This window comes from Carboxydocella sp. JDF658 (assembly GCF_002049395.1).
GTDB lineage: Bacteria > Bacillota.
The window spans coordinates 1-201 of the sequence record NZ_BDLR01000166.1 but is presented as its reverse complement, the minus strand read 5'-3'; the positions used below and the strand labels follow the sequence as shown (position 1 = coordinate 201).

General features: G+C 55.7%; 1 rRNA gene. It reads left to right on the top strand.

Going from position 1 to position 201, the window contains the following annotated elements:
• Positions 1 to 201, top strand: a 23S ribosomal RNA gene (locus JDF658_RS13080); the annotation flags it as partial.

Here is a 201-nt window from a genome sequence, read left to right as displayed (position 1 = left end):
AGGAAAAGAAAGCAACAGCGATTCCCTGAGTAGCGGCGAGCGAAAGGGGAGGAGCCTAAACCATACCTGTGTAAACCTGCCGGTGTTGCAGGTATGGGGTCGAGGGGCAAATCAGGCAGCGCGGCAGAGCTGCCGGGGAGTAAGAAACCTTATCTATAGGCGAAGAGGACTGGAAAGTCCCGCGACACAAGGTAAAAGCCC